This is a genomic window from Streptomyces sp. NPDC046859 (genome assembly GCF_040645135.1).
GTDB lineage: Bacteria > Actinomycetota > Actinomycetes > Streptomycetales > Streptomycetaceae > Streptomyces.
This window is the reverse complement of the sequence record NZ_JBEYXR010000012.1, coordinates 39,877-58,521: the sequence shown is the minus strand read 5'-3', so window position 1 is coordinate 58,521 and position 18,645 is coordinate 39,877. Positions and strand designations below refer to the sequence as shown.

Here is an 18,645-nt window from a genome sequence, read left to right as displayed (position 1 = left end):
CCACGCTACCGACTGTGGACGTGAGGTGTCCGACCGATGCCCGAATTTCAGCCGAACGGGAGAGTTTCAGAACGTGTGCTGGACGGCTGACAGTGCTCGCAGGCCCTAGGTTGGCGCCGTGAGCCAGCACAGGCGCCGGGCACCGGCGAAGAAACCCCTGAAGCAGATATGGGTGCTGATCGTCGCGGTGGTCCTCGTGACGGTCGGCGCCGGAGTGGGCATCACCCTCCTGGCGAGCGGCGGTGACGGCGACCGGGCCGGATCGGCGCAGCAGGGGTCGGCCCCGGGCGCATCCGACGGCGCCACGCCCTCGCCCACCCGGACGTACCCGCTCTCCAAGACGCCCGCGACCATCCCCGCCGTGCGGTCCCACACCGCCGCGCGCGGGCCCGGCTGGCGTCCCGCCGACGACCACCGCGTCGTCGTCAGCGACGACGAGCTCGCCGACGAGGGGAAGCTGATCGCGGGCGAGCTGGGGATGGCCTACGCGGGCCGCAAGGACGACGTCCGCCCCGGCGACGTACGGCTGTCGCTGAACGACGACGAGGGTGCGAACCCGGAGTCGTACACGATGACCGTCCGCGCCGGGCGCGTCGTCATCAGCGGACCCGGCGAGACCGGCGTCTTCTACGGCACCCGGACGCTGAAGCAGGAGGTGCACGGCGGCGGCACCGCGCCCGAGGGCGTCGTGCGGGACGAGCCGGCCAAGCCGGTGCGCGGGTTCATGCTCGACATCGCCCGCAAGCACTTCACCGCGGACTGGATCGAGGACCGGGTGCGCGAGCTCGGCGACCTGAAGTACAACCAGCTCGGCCTGCACTTCTCCGACGACCAGGCGTTCCGCATCGAGTCCACCTCGCACCCGGAGATCGTGTCGAAGGAGCACCTCACCAAGGCGCAGGTCCGCGGCATCGTGAAACTGGCCGAGAGCCGCCACATCACCGTGGTCCCGGAGATCGACTCGCCCGGGCACCTGGGGGCCGTCATCGCCGCCCACCCCGACCTTCAGCTGCGCAACGTGAACGGGGTGGCGACCCGCGGCGCCGTGGACATCTCCAAGCCCGCGGCCGCCGAGATCGTCGACGACCTGCTCAACGAGTACGCCGGGCTCTTCCCCGGCGATCAGTGGCACCTCGGCGCCGACGAGTACCAGGCGCTGGTCGTCTCCGACCCCGAGGCGTCCTACCCGCAGCTGGCCCGCGCCGCCCGCCAGGCCTTCGGCGCCGGGGCCGGCGTCGCCGACCTCGCCACCGCCTGGGTCAACGACCGCGCCGACACCGTCCGCGCCCACGACCGCACGCCCCGCGCCTGGAACGACGGGCTCTTCCGGGACACCAAGGTCCAGGCCGACAAGGACATCCAGGTGGCGTACTGGACCGGCAAGGAGATCGGGGCCCGCACCCCGGAGCAGTACCTCGCCGCCGGACGCAAGGTCATCAACTACAACGACGAGTTCCTCTACTACGTGCTCGGGCAGCCGCAGACGTTCGTCTACCCGACGGGCGAGCGGATCTACGAGCAGTGGACGCCGCGCGTGCTGCGCGGGACCACGGCCGTCCCCGCCAGGTACGACCGCCAGATCCTGGGCGCCTCCTTCGCGGTCTGGTGCGACATCGCGAGCGCGCAGACACAGGCCCAGGTCGCGGACGGCATCCGGATGCCGCTGCGGGCGATGATGCAGAAGACGTGGGACCCGGGCGGGCCGGATCTGTCCTGGGCGCAGTTCAAGGCGCTCGCGGACCGGCTGGACCGCCCCGCGGATTGACCCGAACGCCTGCGCACCCCCGTACGAATGTGGTGTATTCGGCCCGAGCCGACACCGATCAGCCGGGGGGACACCGGATGGGCTACTGGGGTTACTTCGTCGTGGGCCGCGAGCAGCGGCCGCTGGCGGAACTGGACGCGCTGTCCGGCGCCGAGGGGATGACGCTGCGCGAGCGGGCGCCGGACGGCTGGCAGGTGTGGGAGTACCCGAGCGGGGACGCCGGGATCGCGAGCATGAACGACCTGGCCGCGGAGAGCGGGGCGCCCGCGCTGTTCGGCTACGTGATGGACAGCGCCTGTGTCGTCGTGGAGGCGGCCGCCCCGCACAGCGGCGCCTGGACCACCTGTCTGGCGCGGGCCGCGACGGCCCGCCACCTCGGCGCCGGGGAGGACGGGCTCTCCCTGGAGGACTACTTCCTCGAACCGGCCGACGCCGCCGAGCGAGCCGTCGCCTGGGCCGCCGAGGCCGGGCACGAGGTGAACGCCGACGCACTGCTCGACGTACTCACCGCCGAAGCGGACTCCCTGGCCGAAAACCTCTTCTTCCGGCTGCTCGACAGGCTCGGCGTCGTCCCGCTGTGACACTCCCGGGCCGTCGCACGCAGTAAGGGGAAGTGCGGGCTCCGTGAGAAAGATGCCTGCCTGGGGCCTGTGCGGGGGCCCCGACCCTCAGAGATGACCCGCTTAGGGAGGCGTGGATGAGCCTGGTGGAACTGATCGCTCAGGCCGACGAGCGCGGACTGGCCGCCAGCGGGTTGGCTTGTTTGGATCGGTGTGTGCCGCTGCTCGGCGGTGACGACGAGGTGCTGCGGCCGCTGTGGGCCAACCTCGCGGCCGACGGCGACCCGGCCGCCTGGGGCACACTCCTCGAACAGGTCCGCGCCAAGCTGGGTGTCGCCGATGTCGTCGACGACGAGGACATCGAGGACGAGGCCGCCCTGCTGGCCCGCCGGATGCTGGCCGGCGCCCCCGCCGTCCGCTCGGCCGCCGAGGCACGTACCTGGGCCGACGCCTGCTCGGTCGCGTCCCTCCAGATCCACCGGCTCCTCGACCCCGCGCAGGACGACGGCTCCGCCGCGCCGGCCGGGGCACTGGAGTCGGTGCGCGCCGCCGACACCACGGACGACGCGCGCCCTGAGGGCGTGTCACCGCTCGTCGCCGCCGAACTGCGCCGCCAGGTCAGCGTCCTGGAACTCCTCGACAGCCATGGGGCGGGCGGTGTGCGCCGCGCCCTGGAGGTGTCGACCGAGGGTCGGCGCGTGCTGCGGGCGGTGGTGTCACGCCGGGCCCGCGGCCGGGGCTGAGCCCCGCGGCGACCCGGGCTCGGCGGACCCAAACCCGTTCCCTGAGGGAGTCCTGTGCCGGTCGTGAGGGTGCCGTGCGACGGTCCTGCACGGGTCCGGGAAAGCCGCCGGAATCGCGTGACGTATCGCCGGGCGGCCGCGCTCTCCAAGGTGTGACGACTCAGCAGGAGACCAGGCCCGCGGCGGCGACCAAGCCGGTCCGGTGGGCGGCGGACGCGGTGGCGACGATGCGCGAGGGGGCGCGGCTGCGCCTGGACTACTCCGAACAGAGTCTGTGGCGGGTCGACCGCATGATCGAGGGCCTGCGCCGCGAGGGGACGCCGTCGGCCGCCGCGGCCCACGTGCTGCGCGGCCTCGGCGCCTACGCGGGCGAGGTGATCGCCCGCCGGACCGGCGCCGAGTGGTGGACGGCCGGCGGCGACCACTGGATCCGCACGCCCGACGGACGGCTGTGGGACCCGATCGACGAGGCCCGCCGCTGTTTCACCGGCGACGGGTCGCTGCGCCTGATGTGCCGGGACGCGACGGGCGGAACCCACCGCTGACCCGGTGGTGCGGGGCGCCCGGCCGGCCGGGCGCCCCGCGGCCGTGGGTCACGGCGTGAGCGTCTGCCCCAGGTGGGCGCCGGACGGCGTGCCCAGCGGAGTCCGGCTGAGGATGACGGTCCCGCTGAAGCCGGGTCCCGCGCCGCCGCTCGGGACGTAGACGAGGATGCCGTTGCCGGCGTCCTCGCCCTCCACGCCGAGGACCAGGTCGGCCCGGCCGTACCCGGTCAGGTCGGTGAGCGACACGGAGGAGCCGGCCGTGTCACCGGACTCCGAGACACCCGGCACCCCGGACGTGTCCTGGGAGAACGCGACCGAGCCGGCGCCGGTCAGGCCGGACGCGGTGCCCTTGAGCAGCACCGACATACCGGCGTTGGACCGGTTGCCGTCGCGGCTGACGTCCTCGCCGGGCAGACCGACCAGGGCGTCCGCGTACCCGTCGGCGTTCTGGTCGGCGACCGAGACCGAGCCGCCGAAGGCGTCACCGGCCTCGTTGGAGCCGGGCACGGACGCCGTGTTCTGGTGGATCACCTTCATGCCGGTGGTGGTGAACCCGGTGGAGGTACCGAACAGCATGGTCACCTGGCCGCCCTCGGCGGACCCGGACTCGGCGACGGACGGCTGGCCGATGACGATGTCGTCGTACCCGTTGCCGTCCACGTCGCCGGCCGCGACCGCGCGCCCGCCCTTGACGGACAGGACGCCCGCCTTGGTCAGGCCCGTCGCCGAACCGGCGAAGCGGACCACACGGCCGATCCCGCCGGCGTCGCGGTAGTTGAGGGCCACGTCGGCGTAGCCGTCCCGGTCGAAGTCGCCCGTGGCGGCGTCCAGGTACGCGATCGCGCCGGTGGCCGAGGTCAGCGTGCCGGTGCTGGTCCTCCCGCCGGTCAGCCGGGCGTTCCAGTTGCCGCCCTTGCCGGTGCCGGCCGCGAAGACGTCGGCCTTGCCGTCGCCGTCGAAGTCGCCGACCGCGACCGTCGAGCCGAGCTTGGCGCCGGTGGCCGTCACCGTGCCCGACGTGGTGTACGAGAAGCCGGAGTCCAGGGCCGGGCCGTACAGCACGGTGACCGCGCCGCGGTCCGCGTGGCCGCTGGTGTCGTCCTCGCCGGGCGCGCCGATCGCGAGGTCGGCGTGACCGTCGCCGTTGACGTCGCCCCACGCGGTGGCGGTGCCGAAGGCGTCGCCGGACTCGTGGGAGCCGGGCACGCCGGTGCTGCTCTGGCTGATCGTCCTCTTCGCCGCCGTGACCGGGCCGTCGGTGCCGCCCGGGACGACGGTCACGGTGCCGCCGCCGCTCAGCGCGCGGGGCGTGCCCGCGACGAGGTCGGCCAGTCCGTCACGGTCGGTGTCCGAGGTGGGCAGGGCGTGCGAGATGCCGGGGGTCGCGGCGAGCTGGGCGATCCGGGAGAGCTTCGGGTACAGGTTCGCGCCCGGGCAGGCCGTGGCGTTGGTGTCCCGGTGCCCGAGGACCCGGGGCAGGGTGACGGTGGTGCCCTGCGGGATCTTGTTGCCGCTGAAGCCCTGCGGGACGCCGGACGTCAGGCCGACCTTGCCGGTCGGATCGATGCCGTACATCCCGAACTTCCAGGCCACGATCCGGGCGATGGCGTCCAGGCCGGCCCGGCTCGGCGCGGCGCTCTCGAAGTTGCCGATGTACGAGATGCCGACCGTGTCGGTGTTGAACCCGGCGTCGTGGGCCCCGATGACCGGCAGGTCCATCCCGCCGCTGCGCCCCTCGAAGATCTGGCCGCAGCGGTCGACGACGAAGTTGTAGCCGATGTCGAAGTAGCCCTGGCTGAAGTGGGCCTGCTGGATGGTCCGCATCCGGGCCCGGGAGTCGGCGCAGGACACCGTGTTGTCGGTGTCGACGCCGGTGTGGTGGATCACGGCGGCCTTGACCGTGTCGCCGTACGTGGGCGTGCCGTCGTAGTCCGTCGACGCGCCCCACTCGGCCTGCGTGACGATCGGCGGCTTCACGACCGTGGAGGGCCGGGGCGCCGGCACGGTGGGCGTCGGGGACGGGGACGCGGTGGGGGTGCCGGTGTCCGTCGGCGTGTCCGTCGGGGCCGGGGCCTCGGTGGTCGTGGCCGGGTCGGTCGGAGCCGGGTCGGTCGTGGCCGGGTCGGTCGTGGCAGGTGTCCCGGTGGGGTCGGCGGTCGTCGCGGGGTCCGTCGGGGTGTCCGTCGCCGGGGCCGTGGTCTCCTCGGCGGAGAACGCGGCCGGCCGGGGCGATCCCTCCGGGTCCGTGCCGGGGTCGAGCAGCTTGACGTCCATGCCGGCCGGCTGGCCCTTGGCCTCGGTGCCGTCCGCGTTCACGACCCGCAGTTCGACGCCGTCGGAGTCACCGGTCCACACCGACTCCGTACCGCCGCGCAGCGCGGCCCGCTCGCCCTCCGCGCCGTCCGCCTGGCTCGGCTCCAGCGTGATCCGCCGCCACGCCGACCACTTGCCGGTGTCCAGGTCGCGGGTGCGCACCTCGGGGGTGCCCTTGGCCTGCGCCTCGGGGTCGTTCCAGGTCAGCACGACCGCGCTGAAGCGCTCGGTGCTCCGCCTCTCCAGGCCCCTGCGCCCGGCGCCGCGGTCCTCGAGCTTGAGCGTGTGGACCGCGGGCCCGCGGCTCTCGCGCGCGTCGTCGGCCTTCGTCGACGGTTCGGCGATGGCGTAGGTCACCACGCCGGCGGCGCTCAGGACCACGGCCCCCACGGTCAGCCACGCACGTCTCTTCAGACTGAGCGGCTTGTACGCATGAGTCTTACGAGGACTCAACTGTCCCACCCCTATGAGCAGTCACGGATGTCACACCTGTCACACAGGTGGCGAATACACACAGCGCAGCCACACCCGATACCGTCACCCGGCGCCGCAGCGGGGGAGTCGTGCACGGCGACGGGGCCGCGTCCGTGACGGACGCGGCCCCGTCGGCCGGAGGCGGTGTCAGCCCGCCCAGACCTCGGCCTCGTCGGCCGGGACGGTGGTGGCCAGGCCCAGTTCCTTGCGGGCCGGGACCGACGCGTTCGGGTCGATGCCGTCGAACGCCGGGTCGTAGGCGATGTAGAACGCGTCGGCGTCGGCGGCGTCGGCGGCCTTCTTCCAGTCGGCGGCGGCCTTCGTCAGGGTCGCGCGCAGCTTGGCCACCTCGGCGCCCTCGACGTCCTGCAGACCGTCGACGTGCGCGGCGAGGGCGGCCGCGACGGCCTTGGCCTGCTTCTTGTAACCCGCCAGGTCGTCCTCGACGGCGTCCTTCTCGGACTGGTTGGCCCACAGCGCCTCGTAGACCGCGTTCGAACCCTTCAGGAACGTGGCCTGCTCCGGCTTGAGGGACTTGGCGGTGTTCAGCGTGCCGCTGAACTTGCCGTCCTCCTTGGTGTAGGTGCAGCTGACCGCGCGGTCGCCGGTCGCCCAACTCTCCTTGGTCGGCGTGTAGTAGAAGAGCGACACGCCCTTGGGGAGGGCCCAGGTGTCCGGGGAGTACTTCTGCGCCTCGACCGGGCACTGGTTGTCCGCGATCGTGGAGACGCCGTCGTCGCCCGGGTACTCCTTGCCCTTGTCGATCGCGAACTCGCCCACGACCTGGCCGACATGGGCCTCGTCGCACGGCACGATCTCCACGGTGAAGGCCGTCCCCTCGGCCTTGCCGTTCGGGTTGTAGCAGTCACCGATGTCCAGGGAGAACACGGAGCGCTGGCGGGCGACCTTCTTCGCGCCGTCCTGGGCGCTGTCGACGGCGTCGGAGACGCCCGAACACCCCACCGCCCCGGCTGCGATCAGAGCGACGACGGCGGAAAGACCGCGAAGGGAGCGGGAGGGGGCGTGGGTAGCCATGACGTGTTCATCCTCTTAATTGATCTTTATAGGGCGGACGCGCCTCGCCCCGTACGAAGGGCCGAAGGGGCATCGGCCCTCACTCGCGGCGTCTGACTCGCGAGGTGCCGAGAGGGTTGTACCGGACCGCGGACAGGACCGATACGGCCGTCACCAGTGACACTTCCGTGGTTCCGGGCGCTGATGATCGTGAAGGGGCGTGCGCAAGGGTGGGCGTACCACGAGGTACGGATTCGCCACGAACCGGTACGGACGAGGACTGTTCTTGGCTCGAGGAGGGGAACCCCGCCGCGCGCTCGCGCACGACGGGGAACTGGGCGCGGCCGTCGCGCGGGCCCAGGAGGGCGACGAGGCCGCGTTCGCGGTCGCGTACCGGCTGGTGCAGCCGGGGCTCCTGGGGTATCTGCGCGGTCTGGTCGGCAACGACGCCGAGGACGTGGCGTCCGACGCCTGGCTGGAGATCGCCCGGGACCTCGGCCGGTTCACCGGGGACGGCGCCGGATTCCGGGGCTGGACCGCGACGATCGCCCGGCACCGGGCGCTGGACCATCTGCGCCGGCAGCGTGTACGGCCCCGGTCGTCCGTGCTGGAGCAGGACGTGCTGGCGCTGCCCGATCCGTCCAGCACGCACGAGAGGGCACTGGAGTCGATCTCCACGGAACAGGCCCTGCGCCTGGTCAGCGGACTGCCGAGGGACCAGGCCGAGGCGGTGCTGCTGCGCGTGGTCGTCGGACTCGACGGCCCCGCGGCGGCCCGGGTGCTCGGCAAGCGCCCGGGCGCGGTGCGCACGGCCGCGTACCGGGGGCTGAAACGGCTGGCCGACCAGCTCGGCGCGGCCGGTGTGACGGATGACGGCCCCGGGACGCTGGGGGAATCGACATGACCTGCGCGGACGGCGGTCGGACGCCCGGCGTGACGTGCGTCGCGGTCGGTGGGCGCGGGTGAGTCGTACGGACGGACGGGACGTACGGACAAGGGAGACGTAGGGGCACTACGGCTCCCGGGGGCACGGCTGTCACACGCAGGGCGTACGTGCCCGGCGGGCCGGGAGTCGGCAGAGCGAGTCGGACGGGAACGGAAGCGGACATGGGTGAACGGCAGAGCGGCGGTGCGACGCCCGGCCGTCGGCGCGCGCGCCCCGAGCGTGTGACGGCCCGTCACCCGTCCGGCACGGACACGGTGCTCGACGACATGGAGCTGGAGGCGCTCCTCTCCGCCGCCGTACTGCGCGGGCACCGCCCGGACGCCGAGGGCGAGCAGCGGGCCGTGGTCGCGTTCCGGGCCGCCCGCGCCGAGGGCGCCCACCGGGCGCGCACCCGGCGCCGGGACGACTGGCGGCCCCGGGAGCGCCGCCGCCTGGCGATGTCGGCGCGCACCACGTTGTCCCTGCTGCTCGCCAGTCTCACGATGGGCGGGGTCGCGGTCGCCGCGATCAATTCCTCCGGTCCCTCGGAGGCGCCCGAGGAGCGACGGACGTCCCCCTCCGAAAGCGTTTCCCGCCCGACGGCCGCGCCCTCCGCGCAGCCGTCCGCCGCACCCCTGCCCACCCGCCCGGACCACCCGGACACCGCGCGGGACACCGAGGCCGAATGCCGTGCGTACGGCAAGGTCGACGGCCGGGGCAAGGCGCTGGAGTCGACGGCGTGGCAGCGGCTCGTCGCGGCGGCGGGCGGTGAGGACAAGGTCGCCGCGTACTGCGCCGACCGCCTTGCCACGGCACCGGCCCACCCGGGCCGCACGCCCGGGAACGGCACCGGCAAGAGCAGTCCGCCGTCCGGGAACGGCACGGGCAGGAGCGGCCCGCCGCCCGGGAACGGCACTGCCGGGACGCCGGCCACCGGCAAGGGGCAGGACGGCACGGGGTCCGGTCGGGGCACGGCCGGGCAGGGTGCCGATGGCGACGGGAACTCCGGGAAGAGCAAGAACTGACCGCGCTCGGGAAGCGGAGCGGCGTGAACGGCGCCCCCGTGTGCGCGTATGCGCAAGGCCCTCGGGAAGGCGCGAAGCCGGCCAAAGCAACGGCCGGGGCCGCCACCCCCCACAGGAGAGGCCCCGGCCGTCGCGCGGCACGGGCCGCGCGGCGGCCCGTACTCTCTACAGCGCCATGACTGCGTTTTCTGTCACACCCGGACGGCGGGACGGCCGAAACACGGGATGGTTGCATGTTGTACAGACATGGACGAGCAGCGGTTTCACGCCGTAACGTGCCTTTCGCGCCGGACGCGGAGGCTGTAAGACCACCGCAACGACCTGCGGTCCTGTTGCCGCAACCATCAATTGAGGTATCCAGTGCTGGGGGACGACGCGGAGCTGACCACCGCGGTGCTTGCGGCACAGGACGGGGACGAGACCGCCTTCCGTACTGTGTACCGCTCCGTGCACCCGCGGCTGCTCGGATACGTGCGGACGCTGGTGGGCGACCCGGACGCCGAGGACGTCGCCTCCGAGGCGTGGCTCCAGATAGCGCGCGACCTGGACCGGTTCAGCGGTGACGCCGACCGGTTCCGCGGCTGGGCCGCGCGGATAGCGCGTAACCGGGCGCTGGACCACATCAGGATGCGTGGGCGCCGCCCCGCGATCGGCGGCGACGAGACGGAACTGACCGGGAAGGCCGCGGAGTCCGACACGGCTGGCGAGGCCATCGAGGCGCTGGCCACCGACGGCACCCTCTCCCTCATCGCCCGGCTGCCCCAGGACCAGGCCGAGGCCGTCGTGCTGCGCGTGGTCGTGGGGCTCGACGCCAAGACGGCCGCGCAGACACTGGGCAAGCGCCCGGGCGCCGTACGGACCGCGGCGCACCGGGGTCTGAAGCGCCTCGCCGAACTCATCGGCGACGATCCGGAATCGGCCGGGGTGCTCGACGCCCTGCCGCCGCAGCGAGAACCGCGCCGCCGCGCGGTGACGTCCGCGAGTGTGACGCATCTGCGTACGCGGGCGCAGAAGGATGTGTGATGGCCGACGAGCTGAACAGGTGGCTGGACCGCGAAACGGCGGAACGCTTGCTGCGGGGAGAGCCACTCGAAGCTGTCGACCCGGCCGACCGCGATCAGGCCGAACGGCTCGCCAAGACCCTTGAGGCACTGACCGCCGAACCGGTCCCGACCTGCGGAGAACTCCCCGGAGAGGCCGCCGCGTTGGCGGCTTACCGGGCTGCCCGCGCGGGCCGGGCCACCACGGCCGCGACCCCCGGGGCCCCCGGCGGCCAGGCCGCCGACGAGGTCGGCCTGGTGCGTCTCGGCCGCCCCGGCGCCCGGCCGCGCCGCCCGCGCTGGGGGCGGCCCGTCCGGCTCGCCCTCGCCGCCGCGCTGGCCGCCGGCATGGTCGGCGGGGTCGCCGTCGCGGCCGGAACCGGAGTCCTGCCGACGCCGTTCGACGACGACGAGCCCGCCCGCCCCGCCGCCACGGTCCCCGCGTCCCCCCCGACGGAACGGCCGCTCGTGTCGCCCTCCCCGGAGCGGGACGCGCCGGAGGGCACCGGACCCGGCGGGTCCCTGGCGCCCGCGGACCCGGGCGCCACCGAGGGCATCGAGCCCGGCGGCCCCGCGGACGACGAGGCCACGGGTGACGGCCGGCGCGGCTCCGGCGGCTGGTGGCGCGGTGCCGTCTCCTCCTGCCGCGACATCCGGGACGGCAAGGCGCTGTCCGGCGAGCGCAGACGGGCGCTGACCGGCGCGGCGGGCGGCCGGGACCGGGTGCGGACCTACTGCGAGAAGGTCCTCGGGCACGTGGACGCCAGGACCGGCGGCGACGCCGACGACCGGGACAAGGGCAAGGGCAAGGGCAAAGGCAAGGGCAAGGGCAAGGGGCACGGCGGGAACGACGACGGCGACTGGAGCGACCGGGGCGACACGCGCCACGACGACCAGGACGACGCCCCGAACGGGCTGACCCGCGGCGACGACGGCTCCGGCGACGACCGGCAGACGGAGGGCGACGGGTCCCCCGGACGCGGGGCACCGCGTGCCGCCTCCACCCCCACCCCGACCGCGTCCGCCGTAAGCCGCTGACCTGCGGTTCTCCCGTCCCGCGGAAAAATTTTCGCGCCCGGAGTGACGTTTTCGCGCGCCCCGGCGCTGATCAGAGTGAGCCGACTGGTCATCGGCCCTCGCACAGAGCCGGGGTTCCCCCCGTACCTGCGGCTCGTGCATCGGCGCGGGCGGGACACGTTCCCCCGGTCCCGCCCGCGCCCCACACTCCTCGCCTCACCGGTGGACGACGACCTTGTCACCGGTCCGCACTCGCGCGAACATCTCCCGGATCGCCGGCTCGTCCGCCACGTTCACACAGCCGTGCGAGGCGCCCGCGTAACCCCGGGCCGCGAAGTCCGCCGAGTAGTGCACCGCCTGGCCGCCGCTGAAGAACATCGCGTACGGCATGGGGGAGTCGTAGAGCGTCGACACATGGTGGCGTGACTTCCAGTAGACGCGGAACACGCCTTCCCGGGTCGGGGTGTACTCCGAGCCGAACCGCACCGGCACCGTCAGCTCCGTACGGCCGTCCACCATCCAGCGCAGTGTCCGGCTCCCCTTGCTGACGCACAGCACCCGCCCGGTCAGGCACCGCGCGTCCGGCGGGTCGGCCGGCTGCCCGCCCATCAGATACAGGTCCCAGGTGCCGGGTTCCCGCGTCATCCTCAGCAGCCGCTCCCAGGTGACCCGGTCCGTCCGGCCGGTCCTCGGCAGTCCCCGTTTTCCCTGGAAGCCCCGGACCGCCCGCTCGGTGAGGTCGTCGTAGACGCCGGTCGGCCCGTCGAAGAGCCAGGCGACCTGACGCAGCCGCGCCTGGAGCTCCCGCACGTCACGGCCCTCGTCACCGGGCCCCCACAGGACGGCGGGCGCGGCCGGGCCCGCCGGGGCGCTCGGCTTGCCGTCGGGCGGCGCGGACTTCGGCGACGGGGTGCCGCCGGGGAGCTCTATGCGCACCGGTGAGTGCCGTTCCCCGTCCGGCCCCTCGACCGTGCAGCCGGCGAGCACCGCGAGCGCCGCGCCGCAGGCCAGCACGGCCGCCGGCGCGCGCAGGCCGCCGGCGCGCGCGCCGCGCCCGCCCCGTGTCCCGCGTCCCATGCCCCTGGTACGCATCCAGGCCCCCGTCGTCTCATCGTGGCCACCCCGGGCCGTCCGGATGTCACTCGACATGTTCCCCGCGCGTGACCGGTGGCGAACCAGGCTGCATGGTGGAACACAGGAGTCACGGCGACCGGCGGGCCGTGCCGGCGCCCGACACCCCAGCGACGCGAGAGGCACCCACCATGGCGCGTGAGTCGGAGTCAGGACTGCCCGTCGAGCCGGTCTACGGGCCGGACGCGCTGCGGGGCTGGGACCCGGCCGTGCAGCTGGGCGAGCCGGGCGCCCACCCCTTCACCCGCGGCGTCTACCCGACGATGTACACCGGCCGGCCCTGGACGATGCGCCAGTACGCGGGGTTCGGCACGGCCACGGAGTCCAACGCCCGCTACCGGCAACTCATCGCGCACGGCACCACCGGCCTGTCGGTCGCCTTCGACCTGCCCACCCAGATGGGCCACGACTCCGACGCGCCCCTCGCGCACGGCGAGGTCGGCAAGGTCGGTGTGGCCGTCGACTCGATCGACGACATGCGGGTGCTGTTCGACGGCATCCCGCTGGACCAGGTGTCGACGTCGATGACCATCAACGCGCCGGCGGCCCTGCTGCTGCTCCTGTACCAGCTCGTCGCCGAGGAGCAGGGCGTGTCCGCGGACCGGCTCACCGGCACGATCCAGAACGACGTGCTGAAGGAATACATCGCGCGCGGCACCTACATCTTCCCGCCGAAGCCCTCGCTGCGGCTGACCGCGGACATCTTCCGGTACTGCCGGGCCGAGATCCCGCGCTGGAACACGATCTCCATCTCCGGGTACCACATGGCCGAGGCGGGGGCGAGTCCCGTCCAGGAGATCGCCTTCACCCTCGCCGACGGCATCGAGTACGTCCGTACGGCGGTCGCCGCGGGCATGGACGTGGACGACTTCGCGCCCCGGCTGTCGTTCTTCTTCGTGGCCCGGACGACGTTCCTGGAGGAGGTCGCCAAGTTCCGCGCCGCCCGCCGGATCTGGGCGCGGGTCATGCGGGACGAGTTCGGCGCTCGGAACCCGAAGTCCCAGATGCTGCGGTTCCACACGCAGACGGCCGGCGTGCAGCTGACGGCCCAGCAGCCCGAGGTGAACCTGGTCCGGGTGGCGGTGCAGGGCCTCGCGGCGGTGCTCGGCGGCACCCAGTCGCTGCACACCAACTCCTACGACGAGGCGATCGCCCTGCCGACGGACCGGTCGGCCCGGCTCGCCCTGCGCACCCAGCAGGTGCTCGCGTACGAGACGGACGTGACCGCGACCGTCGACCCCTTCGCCGGGTCCTACGCCGTGGAGCGGATGACGGACGACGTGGAGGAGGCGACGCGGGACCTGATGCGCCGGGTCGAGGACCTCGGCGGTGCCGTCGCGGCCATCGAGCACGGCTTCCAGAAGGGCGAGATCGAGCGGAACGCCTACCGGATCGCCCAGGAGACCGACTCCGGGGAGCGGGTCGTGGTCGGCGTCAACCGCTTCCGGCTCGACGAGGAGGAGCCCTACGAGCCGCTGCGGGTCGACCCCGCCATCGAGGCGCGGCAGGCGGAGCGGCTCGCCCGGCTGCGCGCGGAACGGGACGGGCGGGCGGTGGAGTCGGCGCTGGCCGCGCTGCGGAAGGCGGCGACCGGCGACGACAACGTGCTGTACCCGATGAAGGAGGCGCTGCGGGCCCGCGCCACCATCGGCGAGGTCTGCGGCACCCTGCGCGAGGTGTGGGGCCGCTACGAGCCGTCCGGCACCTTCTGAGCACAGCCGGCGGACGGCGCCGTCCCATCCTGCGGAACGCCGGGTGCACGGGCCGGGACGCGTGTGACACTCCTGTCCATGTTCGGCGTCATCGATCTCCCCACCTATCTGGCAGGTCTGGTCCTCATCATCCTGCTGCCCGGTCCCAACTCGCTCTACGTCCTCTCGGTGGCCGCCCGGCGCGGCGTCCGCGCCGGGTACACCGCCGCGGCAGGCGTCTGGTGCGGGGACGCCGTGCTGATGACCCTGTCGGCCGCGGGGGTCGCCTCGCTGCTCCAGGCGAACGCCGTGCTGTTCGGGATCGTGAAGTACGCCGGCGCCGGCTATCTGACCTGGCTGGCGATCGGCATGCTGCGGGCCGCCTGGGGCATGTGGCGCACCCGCCGGGAGACGGTCGCCGCGGCCACCGGCGAGGCCCCGGCCGGCGAGGAGCGGCCCTTCCGCCGCGCCCTGGTCGTCAGCCTGGTCAACCCGAAGGCGATCCTGTTCTTCGTCGCCTTCTTCGTGCAGTTCGTCGACCCGGCCTACGCCCACCCGGCCGTCTCCTTCGTGGTGCTCGGCATCTTCGCGCAGCTGGCCAGCGTCCTCTACCTGAGCGCCCTGATCTTCAGCGGGACCAGGCTGGCCGCCGCCTTCCGCCGCCGCAGGCGCCTGTCGGCCGGGGCGACCTCGGTGGCGGGTGCGCTGTTCCTGGGGTTCGCGGTGAAGCTGTCGCTGGCGAGCGCCTAGAAGAGGCGGAGTTCCCCGGCGTACTCCGCCAGTGCCTCGGAGGTGGTCCCGGCCCGGCCGACGGGAGGGCGAGGCCGGTCGGCCGGTCCGCGCGAGCGCGACGCCGTACGCCCCCACGCTCGGCTTCGTCACCGAGGAGCAGGGTGCCGAACCGCTGCCCGGTGAGCGGGGGCGGGCCCGCTACGGGATCCGCTGAGCGGCGCTCACCCCGGCCGGGAGGCCCGCGCCGACAGCGTGCGGCGCAGCAGCGGGGTCGCCCACTCCTCGACGTAGTGGTTGAGCAGCCGGGCCAGCAGCAGCATCGCGGCCACCGTGAGCAGGGCCGTGACGGAGGAGGGCAGGCCGAGGCCGCGGTGCAGGGCCCGGATGACGACCCAGCCCAGATGCTCGTGGACGAGGTAGAACGGGTACGTCAGCGCGCCGGCGACCGTCAGCCAGCGCCAGTCGGCCCAGGCGAGCCATCCCAGCGCGACCGCGGCGACGGCCAGATAGCCGCAGGTGACGACCAGGACGATGCCGAGGGAGCTGCGGTAGGAGAAGGCGTCGACGTCCGGCGCGTGCCACAGCCGGGCCACCGCGTAGTGCTGGCCGATGAGCCAGCTCACGGCCACGATGCCCCACGCGTAGGCGTCCCGGCGGTCGCGGTGCACCAGGTACAGGCCGATGCCGCCGACGAAGAAGGGGGCGTACTCGGGCATCAGCACGAGGTCGAGGATGGGTTCCCCCGCCCCCTGCGCGAGGGCGGCGGCGAGCGTCCAGGCCGCGCAGAACAGGATGATCCGCTGCCGGGTCGCGCCGGGCAGCACGACGCACAGCGCGAACAGCGCGTAGAAGCGGATCTCCGCCCACAGCGTCCAGCACACCCCCAGCACCCGGTCGGCGCCCAGCGGCTGCTGGAGCATCGTCAGGTTCAGCAGCGCGTCGCTGGGCGACACCGCCCGGTACGCGACGACGGGCAGCGCGAACACGGCCGTCACCAGGACGACCGCGGCCCAGTAGGCGGGCAGCAGCCGGGCGGCGCGGGACGCGAAGAACGACGTCAGGGTGCGGCCCCAGCCGCTCATGCAGATCACGAACCCGCTGATCACGAAGAACACCTGCACGCCCAGGCAGCCGTACGCGAACCAGCCGTGGAGCGTGGGGAACTGCAGGCTCGGCGAGCTGCCCCACGCCTCGGTGACCTCGCCGTCCCGCCCCCCGTAGTGGTACGCCGCCACCATCAGCGCGGCGACCAGGCGCAGCCCGTCCAGGGCGCGCAGCCGGGTCTGCCGGGGGCGGGCGGGGGCGGTGGGGCGGACCGGGGTGCCCGCCGTGGTGGGCGCGTCGATCACGAGGTGCCCCTGCGGGCGGACCGGCGTATGTCCCGTGCCCGGCGGGCCACCCGGCGGACCGTGGCATTGCGGGGGATGAAGGCCAGTTGCCCGGGCAGCCCGCCCGGCAGCCCCAGCGAGGTCAGCCGCCTGCGCTTGAAGTAGCGCAGCATGCCGCTGCCCGGATGGTGCGTCAGAAAGCGTTCCGTCTCCGCGCGCAGGCCCGGCAGGATCTTCGGCTGCATCGCGAAACCGACCGCGCGCACCAGCGCGCCCAGCGCCTCGACGTCCAGGCCCGGGTGCTGGCCGTCGACCGCCGCCCGGTCCTCCAGCGCGGGCAGCAGCGCGTCCACGATCGTGACGGGCACCCGGTTGCTGTTCTCGTACGGCGCCAGCCGCTCCAGCAGCAGCTCCGTGCCCACCCGGGCCACGGGCAGGCCGTACAGCGCGGACGCCGTGAGCAGCGCGGTGGAGAAGCAGCCGGCCACCAGCGCCGGACGCGTCCGCTGGAACAGCACCTCGGCGAGGACCGGCGTGTCGCAGACGACGAGGTCGGCGCCGAGCCGTCCGGCCTCCTCCTCCAGGCTGCGGGTGAACCGCGCGGGCGCCGAGGGGTGCGGCTTGAACACCACCCGCTCGTGTCCGAGCGCCACCACGCCCCTCAGCATCCGCAGATGCAGGGCGTCCTCCTCCTCGGGGGAGAGGATGCCGAGCGCGGACAGGTACTGGCCGAGCAGCAGCGCGGGCTCCTCGACGTCCGGCAGGCCCTCCTCCCCGTCCGCGAGGTCGGCGAGCACCTTGGTCAGGGCCGGGGTCGGCACGATCTCCGCCGGCACGCCGAACTCGGTGAGCAGCAGCGGCGCGAGGCCCGGCACCAGGTCGACGTGCAGCACCCGGTCCACCCGGGTGCCGACCAGCGGATCGATCTTGTTGCGGGTCGGGCCGTAGCTCATCAGGCCGTCGGCGTAGACCGTCACCGGGGCGCCGGTGAAGATCTGGGCGAGCGCCAGCGACGGGTTGACCTGGATCGACTCGACCGCCAGGGCCACGTCGTCGTCGCCCAGGCGCCACTCGTGGCGCACGAACCGCTCCCACAGCGGCAGGTCGTCCGGCCGGGGGGCCCAGCCGCCGGGGTGGAACGGGAAGAACGTCTCGTTGTACGACAGCACGTCGTCGAAGCGGTCCCGCAGCCGCCCGAATCCCGGCAGGGTCTCCAGGCCCGGTGTGGTCTCCGGGGTCGCCGCGTTGTTGCAGACCAGCAGGATCCGGCGGTCCGCGGGGCCGAAGCAGCCGGCGTCCAGGGCGGCGGCCAGGGTGGCGGCGCCGTACAGCGTGGACGCCTGGAAGATCTGGGTCGTCACGCGGCGGCCCCCGCGACGGCGGGACGGCGGCGCAGCCGCCGCAGCCGGGTGGCCCGCTGCACGTCCATCGAGTCCAGTGCCTCCTCCAGCACGCCCTGCGGCATCCGCCGCAGCGCCGCGGCACTCATGGCTTTGAGTCGTCTCGCCACCGCGGGCTCGAACCTCTCGATGGAACCCAGGTGATGGGAAATGATGGCGCAATACGTGCGCACGGCTTTCGGCAGCAACGCGTCCGCCGCGGGGTCCTCGGCGGTTTCCGCGACGACCTGGTCGAATGCGCGGATGAAATCCAATTGCCGTACGTCCCCGATCTGCGTCAGGGAAGAGGCGACCCCGCGCCGGTAGAAGACACCGAGCAGGCCGACCGCCGCGAAGGAATCCGCCTCCCGGTGCAGCCGCCAGATCCACGGCCGGTCCTCCGCGGTGCGCAGCCCGTCGGTGAAGTGCAGCAGCCCCCGCTCGACCAGCCGGCGGTGGTAGATCCCCGCCCAGGCGTACGCGTAGTCGACGGACGTGGAACGGTCGGCCGGCAGGATCGCGTCCCGCGGCCGCAGCACGACCCCGCGGCGGCCGTGCGGCACGCGGTGCACACTGCGGGCCCGCGCCGTGCACTGGACGTGGTCCGTGCGCACGAAGTCGCAGCCCAGCTCCTCGATCGCGGCGACCAGTCGGGCGTAGTAGCCGGGCGCGAGCCAGTCGTCGCCGTCCAGGAACGTCAGGTACTCGCCGCGCGCCCGGTCGATCCCGGTGTTGCGCGCGGTCGCCAGTCCTCCGTTCCTCTCGTGCCGCACGAGGACGGCGCCCGGCAGTTCGCGCTGGGCGCGCGCGAGGATCTCCGGGGTCCCGTCGCGCGAGCAGTCGTCGACGAGGATGAACTCGAAGTCGTCGCGCGCGTTCGCACGAAGGCTCCGGAGGGTGTCGGGCGCGTATTGCCGCACATTGAAGAACGGCACGATGACGGAGAGCTTGACCACGGAAAAG

16 protein-coding genes and 1 pseudogene are annotated in these 18,645 nt (G+C 73.5%); 11 read left to right on the top strand and 6 right to left on the bottom strand.

The window, feature by feature from the left end; genetic code table 11:
• Nucleotides 1-118: 118 nt before the first annotated feature.
• The 4 genes from ABZ899_RS19370 to ABZ899_RS19355 all read left to right on the top strand — a co-directional run bounded on the left by ABZ899_RS19370 (nucleotide 119) and on the right by ABZ899_RS19355 (nucleotide 3,613).
• The gene (locus ABZ899_RS19370; RefSeq protein WP_361347382.1) at nucleotides 119-1,765 is read left to right on the top strand and encodes a glycoside hydrolase family 20 protein; all 1,647 of its coding nucleotides are present in this window, start codon (nucleotides 119-121) and stop codon (nucleotides 1,763-1,765) included.
• A gap of 77 nt (nucleotides 1,766-1,842) precedes the next feature.
• Nucleotides 1,843-2,346: a hypothetical protein gene (locus ABZ899_RS19365; protein WP_361347380.1), complete on the top strand. Its 504-nt coding sequence runs from the start codon at nucleotides 1,843-1,845 to the stop codon at nucleotides 2,344-2,346.
• A 116-nt stretch (nucleotides 2,347-2,462) separates the two neighbouring features.
• Nucleotides 2,463-3,068, top strand: coding sequence for a hypothetical protein (locus ABZ899_RS19360; RefSeq protein ID WP_361347377.1), 606 nt, complete (start codon nucleotides 2,463-2,465; stop codon nucleotides 3,066-3,068).
• A 152-nt stretch (nucleotides 3,069-3,220) separates the two neighbouring features.
• Nucleotides 3,221-3,613, top strand: a complete 393-nt coding sequence (locus ABZ899_RS19355) for a hypothetical protein (RefSeq protein WP_361347374.1) — start codon at nucleotides 3,221-3,223, stop codon at nucleotides 3,611-3,613.
• Between the two features lie 48 nt (nucleotides 3,614-3,661).
• On the opposite strand, the gene ABZ899_RS19350 is transcribed toward ABZ899_RS19355, so the two are convergent.
• Nucleotides 3,662-6,307 (bottom strand): FG-GAP-like repeat-containing protein, encoded by a 2,646-nt coding sequence (locus ABZ899_RS19350; RefSeq protein WP_361347371.1) that lies wholly within the window; start codon nucleotides 6,305-6,307, stop codon nucleotides 3,662-3,664.
• A 240-nt stretch (nucleotides 6,308-6,547) separates the two neighbouring features.
• A complete protein-coding gene (locus tag ABZ899_RS19345; RefSeq protein WP_361347368.1) occupies nucleotides 6,548-7,435 on the bottom strand; it encodes a septum formation family protein in 888 nt (295 codons plus the stop codon).
• Nucleotides 7,436-7,700: 265 nt separating this feature from the next.
• Between ABZ899_RS19345 and ABZ899_RS19340 the strand changes: the two genes are divergently transcribed.
• The 4 genes from ABZ899_RS19340 to ABZ899_RS19325 all read left to right on the top strand — a co-directional run bounded on the left by ABZ899_RS19340 (nucleotide 7,701) and on the right by ABZ899_RS19325 (nucleotide 11,442).
• Nucleotides 7,701-8,318: an RNA polymerase sigma factor gene (locus ABZ899_RS19340; RefSeq protein WP_361347366.1), complete on the top strand. Its 618-nt coding sequence runs from the start codon at nucleotides 7,701-7,703 to the stop codon at nucleotides 8,316-8,318.
• A gap of 203 nt (nucleotides 8,319-8,521) precedes the next feature.
• On the top strand, nucleotides 8,522-9,364 hold the full coding sequence (locus tag ABZ899_RS19335) for a hypothetical protein (protein WP_361347363.1): 843 nt from the start codon (nucleotides 8,522-8,524) through the stop codon (nucleotides 9,362-9,364).
• Between the two features lie 360 nt (nucleotides 9,365-9,724).
• On the top strand, nucleotides 9,725-10,387 hold the full coding sequence (locus ABZ899_RS19330; protein ID WP_361347360.1) for an RNA polymerase sigma factor: 663 nt from the start codon (nucleotides 9,725-9,727) through the stop codon (nucleotides 10,385-10,387).
• Nucleotides 10,387-11,442, top strand: coding sequence for a hypothetical protein (locus tag ABZ899_RS19325; protein WP_361347357.1), 1,056 nt, complete (start codon nucleotides 10,387-10,389; stop codon nucleotides 11,440-11,442). Before ABZ899_RS19330 ends, ABZ899_RS19325 begins: the two co-directional genes overlap by 1 nt.
• A 195-nt stretch (nucleotides 11,443-11,637) precedes the next feature.
• Here ABZ899_RS19325 and ABZ899_RS19320 read toward each other — a convergent pair whose 3' ends face one another.
• Entirely contained in the window at nucleotides 11,638-12,498 is an 861-nt protein-coding gene (locus ABZ899_RS19320; protein WP_361347355.1) for a L,D-transpeptidase family protein, read from the bottom strand.
• A gap of 185 nt (nucleotides 12,499-12,683) precedes the next feature.
• Between ABZ899_RS19320 and ABZ899_RS19315 the strand changes: the two genes are divergently transcribed.
• From ABZ899_RS19315 to ABZ899_RS19305, 3 genes and pseudogenes are all read left to right on the top strand, one after another.
• Nucleotides 12,684-14,264 carry a methylmalonyl-CoA mutase family protein gene (locus ABZ899_RS19315; RefSeq protein WP_361347353.1) on the top strand — a complete coding sequence of 527 codons (1,581 nt, stop codon included), beginning with the start codon at nucleotides 12,684-12,686 and terminating at the stop codon, nucleotides 14,262-14,264.
• 78 nt (nucleotides 14,265-14,342) lie between these two features.
• Nucleotides 14,343-14,993 carry a leucine efflux protein LeuE gene (gene leuE, locus ABZ899_RS19310; RefSeq protein ID WP_361347351.1) on the top strand — a complete coding sequence of 217 codons (651 nt, stop codon included), beginning with the start codon at nucleotides 14,343-14,345 and terminating at the stop codon, nucleotides 14,991-14,993.
• 85 nt (nucleotides 14,994-15,078) lie between these two features.
• Nucleotides 15,079-15,162, top strand: a pseudogene (locus ABZ899_RS19305) (TetR family transcriptional regulator); the annotation flags it as partial.
• Between the two features lie 34 nt (nucleotides 15,163-15,196).
• Here ABZ899_RS19305 and ABZ899_RS19300 read toward each other — a convergent pair.
• Genes ABZ899_RS19300 through ABZ899_RS19290 form a run of 3 tightly spaced genes read right to left on the bottom strand, consistent with a single transcriptional unit; the run spans nucleotide 15,197 to nucleotide 18,638 of the window.
• Nucleotides 15,197-16,324 (bottom strand): acyltransferase, encoded by a 1,128-nt coding sequence (locus tag ABZ899_RS19300; protein ID WP_361347348.1) that lies wholly within the window; start codon nucleotides 16,322-16,324, stop codon nucleotides 15,197-15,199.
• Nucleotides 16,321-17,664 carry a polysialyltransferase family glycosyltransferase gene (locus tag ABZ899_RS19295; protein WP_361347345.1) on the bottom strand — a complete coding sequence of 448 codons (1,344 nt, stop codon included), beginning with the start codon at nucleotides 17,662-17,664 and terminating at the stop codon, nucleotides 16,321-16,323. The genes ABZ899_RS19300 and ABZ899_RS19295 overlap by 4 nt, the downstream gene beginning before the upstream one ends.
• Entirely contained in the window at nucleotides 17,661-18,638 is a 978-nt protein-coding gene (locus tag ABZ899_RS19290) for a glycosyltransferase family 2 protein (protein WP_361347342.1), read from the bottom strand. The genes ABZ899_RS19295 and ABZ899_RS19290 overlap by 4 nt, the downstream gene beginning before the upstream one ends.
• Between the last annotated feature and the right edge of the window lie 7 nt (nucleotides 18,639-18,645).